The sequence below is a fragment of the Pseudomonas rossensis genome (genome assembly GCF_039888995.1).
Classification (GTDB): Bacteria; Pseudomonadota; Gammaproteobacteria; order Pseudomonadales; family Pseudomonadaceae; genus Aquipseudomonas; species Aquipseudomonas rossensis.
Map to the genome: position 1 here is coordinate 48,707 of NZ_JBBWCB010000022.1, position 8,017 is coordinate 56,723.

At 60.2% G+C, this 8,017-nt stretch carries 8 protein-coding genes; all 8 read left to right on the forward strand.

Annotated features, from left to right (window positions below; translation table 11 throughout):
• Window positions 1-71: 71 nt before the first annotated feature.
• Window positions 72-443, forward strand: a complete 372-nt coding sequence (locus WLY71_RS08870; protein WP_003183998.1) for a chemotaxis response regulator CheY — start codon at window positions 72-74, stop codon at window positions 441-443.
• Window positions 444-473: 30 nt separating this feature from the next.
• Window positions 474-1,262: a protein phosphatase CheZ gene (locus tag WLY71_RS08875; RefSeq protein ID WP_046046370.1), complete on the forward strand. Its 789-nt coding sequence runs from the start codon at window positions 474-476 to the stop codon at window positions 1,260-1,262.
• 37 nt (window positions 1,263-1,299) lie between these two features.
• Window positions 1,300-3,546, forward strand: coding sequence for a chemotaxis protein CheA (locus WLY71_RS08880; protein WP_347803266.1), 2,247 nt, complete (start codon window positions 1,300-1,302; stop codon window positions 3,544-3,546).
• 49 nt (window positions 3,547-3,595) lie between these two features.
• The gene (locus tag WLY71_RS08885; RefSeq protein ID WP_347803267.1) at window positions 3,596-4,726 is read left to right on the forward strand and encodes a protein-glutamate methylesterase/protein-glutamine glutaminase; all 1,131 of its coding nucleotides are present in this window, start codon (window positions 3,596-3,598) and stop codon (window positions 4,724-4,726) included.
• Window positions 4,726-5,466: a flagellar motor protein gene (locus WLY71_RS08890; RefSeq protein WP_347803268.1), complete on the forward strand. Its 741-nt coding sequence runs from the start codon at window positions 4,726-4,728 to the stop codon at window positions 5,464-5,466. Before WLY71_RS08885 ends, WLY71_RS08890 begins: the two co-directional genes overlap by 1 nt.
• 15 nt (window positions 5,467-5,481) lie before the next feature.
• A complete protein-coding gene (gene motD, locus WLY71_RS08895; RefSeq protein ID WP_347803269.1) occupies window positions 5,482-6,372 on the forward strand; it encodes a flagellar motor protein MotD in 891 nt (296 codons plus the stop codon).
• Between the two features lie 43 nt (window positions 6,373-6,415).
• The gene (locus tag WLY71_RS08900; protein ID WP_347803270.1) at window positions 6,416-7,204 is read left to right on the forward strand and encodes a ParA family protein; all 789 of its coding nucleotides are present in this window, start codon (window positions 6,416-6,418) and stop codon (window positions 7,202-7,204) included.
• Window positions 7,205-7,319: 115 nt separating this feature from the next.
• Window positions 7,320-8,017: chemotaxis protein CheW (locus WLY71_RS08905; protein WP_347803271.1), on the forward strand; the 698-nt coding region annotated here is incomplete at its 3' end.

Below are 8,017 nucleotides of genomic sequence, written 5' to 3' on the forward strand. Positions count from 1 at the left end.
GATTGATTGAAATGGCGCGTCCAGGTGCTGGGCGCGTTTAAGACTGCTTGGAGGTCGAATTGGACAAGAACATGAAAATCCTCATCGTTGATGACTTCTCAACGATGCGGCGGATCATTAAAAACCTGTTGCGTGACCTTGGGTTCACCAACACGGTCGAGGCCGACGATGGCACTACTGCCATTCCGGTTCTCAACAGCGGCAGCATCGACTTTCTGGTAACAGACTGGAACATGCCTGGCATGACCGGTATCGACCTGCTGCGCCACGTGCGTGCCGATGAAAAGCTCAAGCACCTGCCGGTGCTGATGGTGACCGCTGAAGCCAAGCGCGAGCAGATCATCGAGGCAGCCCAGGCCGGTGTTAACGGCTATGTGGTCAAGCCCTTCACGGCCCAGGCGTTAAAAGAAAAAATCGAGAAGATTTTCGAACGCATCGGTTGATGTGCGAAGCCACTGCGCCACGGGGGAGCTATGGAGCATAACGAGTCTTCACAGGGCGATTTCGAATCGACTCTGAAAAAACACGCGGTCGAACTGGTCGAAAGCCTTGAAAAAGGCAGGTTCGGCGACGCTGTGCAACTGATCCATGAGCTCAATCAGACCCGTGACCGTGGCCTGTATCAGGAAGTGGGCAAGCTCACTCGCGAGCTGCATAGCGCGATCGTCAATTTCCAGATTGACCCGCACATGCCGCAAGCCGAGGAAGTCTCGCAGATCACGGATGCCACCGAGCGTCTGGGTTATGTGGTCAAGCTGACCGAGGCTGCTGCCAACCGCACCATGGACCTGGTGGAAAACGCCACGCCGCTGGTCAACGGCCTGAGCAACGAAGCCCAGGCCTTGAGCACCGACTGGGGACGGTTCATGCGTCGCGAAGTCGGGGCTGAAGAGTTCCGCGAGTTGGCTCGGCGAGTCGACGGTTTCCTGACACGCAGCAGCGAAGACAATCGCGTTGTGTCGAGCAACCTCAACGACATTCTGCTCGCTCAGGATTACCAGGACCTCACCGGTCAGGTGATCAAGCGTGTGACCCAATTGGTCACCGAAGTTGAAAGCAACCTGCTCAAGCTCGTGCTTATGGCCAGTCAGGTGGACCGCTTTGCGGGCATCGAACATGACCGTGAAGCGATGCTGGCAGAAAAAGATCCGCAAAAACATCTCTCTCAGGGTGAAGGTCCGCAGATTCATGCCGATAAAAGAGAAGACGTTGTGTCCGGTCAGGACGATGTGGACGATTTGCTATCCAGTCTTGGATTTTAGGTTTTTAGGTTTTTAGACCTTTAGGAGCACCCCCTTAATGAGCTTCGGCGCCGATGAAGAGATCCTTCAGGATTTCCTGGTTGAGGCCGGCGAGATTCTAGAGCAACTGTCCGAACAGCTGGTCGAGCTTGAAAGCCGACCTGATGATGCGGACTTGCTCAATGCAATTTTTCGCGGTTTTCACACTGTAAAAGGAGGCGCCGGCTTCCTCCAGCTCAACGAGCTGGTGGAGTGCTGTCACATCGCCGAGAACGTGTTCGACATCCTGCGCAAGGGTGAACGTCGCGTCGACTCGGAACTGATGGACGTGGTTCTCGAAGCGCTGGATGCGGTGAACGGCATGTTTACCGAAGTCCGCGAGCGCAGCCCGATCACGGCTGCCACTCCAGAATTGCTTGCGGCACTGGCCCGTCTGGCCGAACCGCAAACCGCCGATGAAACGGCACCGGTCGCCGAAGTGGTGGAAGAACCTGCCGCCGAGAGCGAATCGGGAGACATCACCGATAACGAATTCGAACAACTGCTGGACTCGCTGAACGCCGTCAAGGCTCAGGCAGAAGCCCCGGCAGCTGTGCCAGCGCCGAGCAGCAATGCAGCGGGCAGCGACGAAATTACCGATGCCGAGTTCGAGTCGTTGCTCGATCAACTGCACGGTAAAGGCCAGTTCGCCGTCGATGCGGTAGCCCCGGCGCCAGCCGCACCGGCTACCCCGAAAGCGGCAGGCGACAGCTCCGATATCACCGACGACGAGTTCGAAGCACTGCTCGATCAGTTGCACGGCAAGGGTAACTTTGCCGTTGATGCGCTGGAATCGGCGATTGCTGCGGTCCCGGCCCCGGCTGCGCCCACCGCTAAAGCGGCTGGCGGCGATCTGATCTCCGATCACGAGTTCGAATCGCTGCTCGACGAATTGCACGGCAAAGGCAAGTTCACTGAAGTCGGTACCGCGTCGGGCGCCAGCGCTTCGGTTGCGGCGCCAATTGCCAAGGCTGTTGCACCGAAACCCGTTGCCAAAGCGCCCGAGCCTAAAGCCGAAGCGCCGAAGTCTGTCGCTGCTGCACCGGCTCCAGCTCGTGCGCCGTCCGCGCCGCCACCGGAAAAACCGGCCAGCGAAGCCGAGACCACCGTGCGGGTCGATACCGCGCGTCTCGACGAAATCATGAACATGGTCGGCGAGTTGGTACTGGTGCGTAACCGCTTGGTCCGTCTGGGCCTCAACAGCGGCGACGAAGCCATGTCCAAGGCCGTGTCGAACCTCGATGTGGTCACGGCCGATCTGCAAACCGCGGTCATGAAGACCCGGATGCAACCGATCAAGAAGGTCTTCGGGCGCTTCCCGCGTCTGGTTCGCGACCTGGCTCGCCAGCTCAAGAAAGAGATCAACCTGGAACTGGTCGGCGAAGAAACCGACCTCGACAAGAACCTCGTCGAGGCCTTGGCCGACCCGCTGGTCCACTTGGTGCGCAACTCGGTCGACCACGGTATCGAAGAGCCGGCCGAACGCGAAGCGATGGGCAAGCCTCGCAGCGGCAAGGTGATCCTGTCCGCTGAACAGGAAGGCGACCACATCCTGCTGTCGATCTCCGATGACGGCAAGGGCATGGACGCCGATGTTCTGCGCGGCATTGCCGTGAAGAAAGGCTTGATGGACAAGGATGCAGCAGATCGCCTCAGCGAGTCCGACTGCTTCAACTTGATCTTCGCGCCGGGTTTCTCGACCAAGACCGAAATTTCCGATGTCTCCGGACGCGGCGTGGGCATGGACGTGGTGAAAACCAAGATCGCCCAGCTCAACGGCACCATCAACATCTACTCGACCAAGGGCAAAGGCTCGAAGATTGTCATCAAGGTCCCGTTGACCCTGGCGATCATGCCGACGCTGATGGTCATGCTCGGCAACCAGGCGTTTGCGTTCCCGCTGGTGAACGTCAACGAGATCTTCCACCTCGACCTGTCGCGCACCAACGTGGTGGACGGCCAGGAAGTGGTGATCGTGCGGGACAAGGCACTGCCATTGTTCTACCTCAAACGCTGGCTCGTCGCTTCCGCCGCTCACGAAGAGCAGCGCGAGGGCCATGTGGTGATCCTTTCGGTGGGCACTCAGCGGATCGGCTTCGTCGTCGATCAACTGGTGGGCCAGGAAGAAGTGGTCATCAAGCCATTGGGCAAAATGCTCCAGGGAACCCCGGGCATGTCCGGCGCCACCATCACCGGTGACGGCCGCATTGCGCTGATTCTCGATGTTCCGAGCATGCTCAAGCGTTACGCCGCACGGCGTATTTGATTCTGGTGGGGCGGGGCGACTAAGCCTCGCTCCGTCTAACGGAGTGTTTATGGCAGTTAAAGTCCTGGTGGTGGACGATTCGGGGTTTTTCCGCCGCCGCGTCTCGGAAATTCTTTCAGCGGATCCGAATATCCAGGTCGTCGGCACGGCGACCAACGGAAAAGAGGCGATTGATCAGGCGCTGGCCCTCAAGCCAGACGTGATCACCATGGATTACGAGATGCCGATGATGGATGGCATCACGGCGGTGCGGCACATCATGCAGCGCTGCCCGACCCCGGTATTGATGTTCTCCTCGCTGACCCACGAAGGCGCTCGGGTAACCCTCGACGCGCTGGACGCTGGCGCGGTGGATTTCCTGCCGAAGAATTTCGAAGACATCTCCCGCAATCCGGAGAAGGTCAAGCAACTGCTGTGCGAGAAGATTCTCAGCATCTCGCGCAGTAACCGTCGCGCCAACACCTACAGCGCTCCGGCGCCTGTCGCCGCACCCGCCCCGACGCCTGCACCTTCGAGCGTCAGCAGCTACGGCAGCAGCGCGCCTGCGCGTCCGGCACCGGCTCCGATTGCGCCGCGTACCCACGCGCCAGCCTCGTCGTCGCCAACGCCGAAACGCAAAGCCTACAAACTGGTCGCCATCGGTACATCCACTGGCGGCCCTGTTGCCCTGCAGCGGGTGCTGACCCAATTGCCGGCGAACTTCCCTGCACCGATCGTATTGATTCAGCACATGCCGGCCGCCTTTACCAAGGCCTTTGCCGAGCGTCTGGACAAGCTCTGCCGCATCAGCGTCAAGGAAGCCGAGGATGGCGACATCCTGCGTCCGGGCCTGGCGTTGCTGGCGCCGGGTGGCAAGCAAATGATGATCGACGGCCGTGGCGCGGTGAAAATCCTCCCGGGCGACGAACGTCTGAACTACAAGCCGTGCGTGGACATCACCTTTGGTTCCGCGGCCAAGTCTTACGGTGACAAAGTTCTGGCGGTCGTATTGACCGGCATGGGCGCCGATGGTCGCGAAGGCGCGCGTCTGCTCAAGCAGGGCGGCAGTGCAATCTGGGCTCAGGATGAAGCCAGCTGCGTGATCTACGGCATGCCGATGGCCATCGTCAAAGCCGAACTCGCCGATGCGGTGTACGGCCTGGACGATATTGGCAAGCATCTGGTCGAGGCTTGTATCTGATGGATGTGTTAAGCCTTATCGGGATCATCCTGGCGTTTGTCGCCATCATAGGCGGCAACTACCTTGAAGGCGGCCACCTCGGCGCCCTGGCCAACGGCCCGGCGGCGTTGATCGTTATCGGCGGAACCGTGGGTGCGGCGCTGCTGCAGTCACCGATGAGCGCCTTCAAACGCTCCATGCAGATTCTGGCCTGGATCCTGTTCCCTCCACGCATCGACCTCGCCGGTGGCGTCGATCGCGTCGTCAACTGGAGCCTGACCGCACGCAAGGAAGGCCTGCTGGGTCTGGAAGGAGTGGCCGACGCCGAATCGGACAACTACTCGCGCAAAGGCCTGCAACTGCTGGTGGACGGCGCCGAGCCGGAAGCGATTCGCAGCATTCTTGAGGTGGATTTCTACACCCAGGAAAGCCGCGACATCGAAGCCGCCAAAGTCTTCGAAAGCATGGGCGGCTACGCGCCGACCATCGGCATCATCGGTGCGGTGATGGGCCTGATCCACGTGATGGGTAACCTGGCCGATCCATCGCAACTGGGTAGCGGCATTGCCGTGGCCTTTGTCGCGACCATCTACGGCGTGGCCAGTGCCAACCTGGTGCTGCTGCCGATTGCCGCCAAACTCAAGTCCGTCGCTTTGCGGCAGTCGCGTTATCGCGAAATGTTGTTGGAAGGGATCCTGTCGATCGCCGAAGGTGAAAACCCTCGCTCTATTGAGCTGAAGCTTCAGGGCTTCATGGATTGATGGGGGTAATGGACTATGGCTCGTCGCCGGCAACCTGAAGAACATGTAAACCATGAACGTTGGCTGGTTTCGTACGCCGACTTCATTACGTTGCTGTTCGCTTTCTTCGTCGTGATGTATTCGATCTCTTCGATCAACGAAGGCAAGTACAAGGTTATTTCCGAAGCGCTGATCGGGGTCTTTACCGACTCCGACCGCGCCCTCAAGCCGATCCCGATCGGCGACGAGCGACCGAAGACCGTGACCCCGGCCAAGCCGCTGGTTAAAGACGCCGAGCAGGCCGACGCGGGTATCGCGGGTGCCAGCGATCCGCTCAAAAGCATCGCCGACGACATCAGCGCCGCGTTCGGCGACCTGATCAGCTCCAACCAGATGACCATTCGCGGCAATGAGCTGTGGGTCGAGATCGAACTCAATTCCAGCCTGTTGTTCGGCAGCGGCGACGCCATGCCCAGTGACATCGCGTTCAACATCATCGACAAGGTTGCCGCGATTCTGAAGCCGTTCGACAACCCGATTCACGTCGAAGGTTTCACTGACGATCAACCGATCCGCACCGCGCAATACCCGACCAACTGGGAGCTGTCCTCGGCCCGTTCGGCGAGCATCGTGCGCATGCTGGCGATGCAGGGTGTGAACCCCGGTCGCTTGGCGTCGGTGGGTTACGGCGAGTTCCAGCCAGTGGCCAACAACGCCACTGCCGAGGGGCGGGCGCGTAACCGTCGCGTGGTGCTGGTGGTGTCACGAAATCTCGATGTACGCCGCAGCCTCACGGGTACCGGAACCGCCAATGCGCATCCGGATGCCGCGTTGAAGCGTGCTGGCACACAAACTGCACCGACCCCGGTCAAGTCGCCGGGACGAGAGAGTGCCGTCAATTCTCCGTCACCCGCATTAATACGTTGAGCTTTTCCTCGGTCGACCATTTCGACCGGGAGGAACAATCCGAATGAGAGTCTGGGCAGTCGCCAATCAAAAGGGTGGTGTTGGTAAAACCACTTCCTCTATCGCTTTAGCCGGTTTACTGGCCGAGGCGGGCAAGCGCGTGGTTGTGGTCGATCTCGACCCGCACGGCTCCATGACCAGCTACTTCGGTTACGACCCCGACAGCCTGGAACACAGCAGCTACGATCTGTTCCTGCACAAGGGCAGTGTGCCGCAAGGTTTGCCCGGTCAGTTGTTGTTGCCCACCAGCCACGAGAGTATTTCCCTGTTGCCGTCGAGCACCGCACTCGCGACCCTCGAGCGCCAGTCGCCGGGGCAGAGTGGCTTGGGCCTGGTGATTGCCAAGAGCCTGGCGCAACTTTGGCAGGACTTCGATTACGCCGTGATCGACAGCCCGCCGTTACTCGGCCTGCTGATGGTCAATGCCTTGGCGGCGAGCCAGCAATTGGTGATACCGGTGCAGACCGAACACCTGGCGGTCAAAGGCCTGGAACGCATGGTCAATACCCTGGCGATGATCAACCGTTCGCGTAAACAGGCGCTGCCGTTCAGCATCGTGCCGACCCTGTTCGACCGCCGCACGCAGGCGTCCCTCGGCACGCTGCGGGTGTTGCGCGACAAATATCCGGAAGAAATCTGGCAGGGCTACATCCCGGTCGATACCCGCTTGCGTGACGCCAGCCGTGCCGGCGTGACGCCTTCGCAGTTCGACGGCAAGAGCCGTGGGGTGCTGGCTTATCGCGCGTTGCTCAAGCATTTGCTGGCCGCACAACTTGTCCCGGCGGTGGCCTGATGAACCCAATTCCTGTAGGAGCTGCCGCAGGCTGCGATCTTTTGATCTTGCTTTGTAACACCTTCGAATCCGCCAAAAGATCGCAGCCTTCGGCAGCTCCTACGGTGGTGCGCGCATGAACCGGCCGGTAAAAATCACCTCGCGCCCGCAACTGGCTCTCCAGTCTTATCTGGACAGCTTGCTGATGGAGGCGACTGAAGAGTTGCCGCCGGAAATCGAAGCACTGGTTGAAGTCATCGAGGTTGTCGAAGCGGTCGAGGTTGAGGCAGCGCTGGACGAGTTCCAGGCTGCGGTGCTCGAAGAACAGGCCCGGGATGCGCAAAAACCTGGCGCCGTCGCCGCGCCCGCAGCAGCGCCAGTCGCCGAGAAAGCACCGGTAGCCGTGATCGAAGCACCAGCGCCGGTTCTCGCACCGATCTCGACCATCGCCCCGCTGCTGCAAGCCTTGGTGCCACCGGTGGTCGAAGTCCACCTGCCACCGAGCAACACGCCACCACCAGTGGAAACCGATGGTCGCCCGTCCTGGGCTGCCGAACCGTTCGAATGTCTGTTGTTCGACGTCGCCGGGTTGACCCTGGCGGTGCCGCTGGTGTGTCTGGGCTCGATTTATTCTTTGGCCGGTCACGAGCTGACACCGCTGTTCGGTCAGCCGGAATGGTTCCTCGGGATTCTGCCAAGCCAGGCCGGCAACCTGAAAGTATTGGACACCGCGCGTTGGGTCATGCCCGACCGTTACCGCGACGATTTCCGTCAGGGCCTGCAATACGTTATTTCGGTTCAGGGCTACGAATGGGGGCTGGCGGTGCATCAGGT

What these genes read in the sequence shown, in the direction of transcription:
- WLY71_RS08880 (WP_347803266.1), top strand. Translation starts at nt 1,300, where the DNA reads ATGAGCTTCGGCGCCGATGAAGAGATCCTTCAGGATTTCCTGGTTGAG.
- WLY71_RS08875 (WP_046046370.1), top strand. Translation starts at nt 474, where the DNA reads ATGGAGCATAACGAGTCTTCACAGGGCGATTTCGAATCGACTCTGAAA.
- motD (WP_347803269.1), top strand. Translation starts at nt 5,482, where the DNA reads ATGGCTCGTCGCCGGCAACCTGAAGAACATGTAAACCATGAACGTTGG.
- WLY71_RS08900 (WP_347803270.1), top strand. Translation starts at nt 6,416, where the DNA reads ATGAGAGTCTGGGCAGTCGCCAATCAAAAGGGTGGTGTTGGTAAAACC.
- WLY71_RS08870 (WP_003183998.1), top strand. Translation starts at nt 72, where the DNA reads ATGAAAATCCTCATCGTTGATGACTTCTCAACGATGCGGCGGATCATT.
- WLY71_RS08890 (WP_347803268.1), top strand. Translation starts at nt 4,726, where the DNA reads ATGGATGTGTTAAGCCTTATCGGGATCATCCTGGCGTTTGTCGCCATC.
- WLY71_RS08885 (WP_347803267.1), top strand. Translation starts at nt 3,596, where the DNA reads ATGGCAGTTAAAGTCCTGGTGGTGGACGATTCGGGGTTTTTCCGCCGC.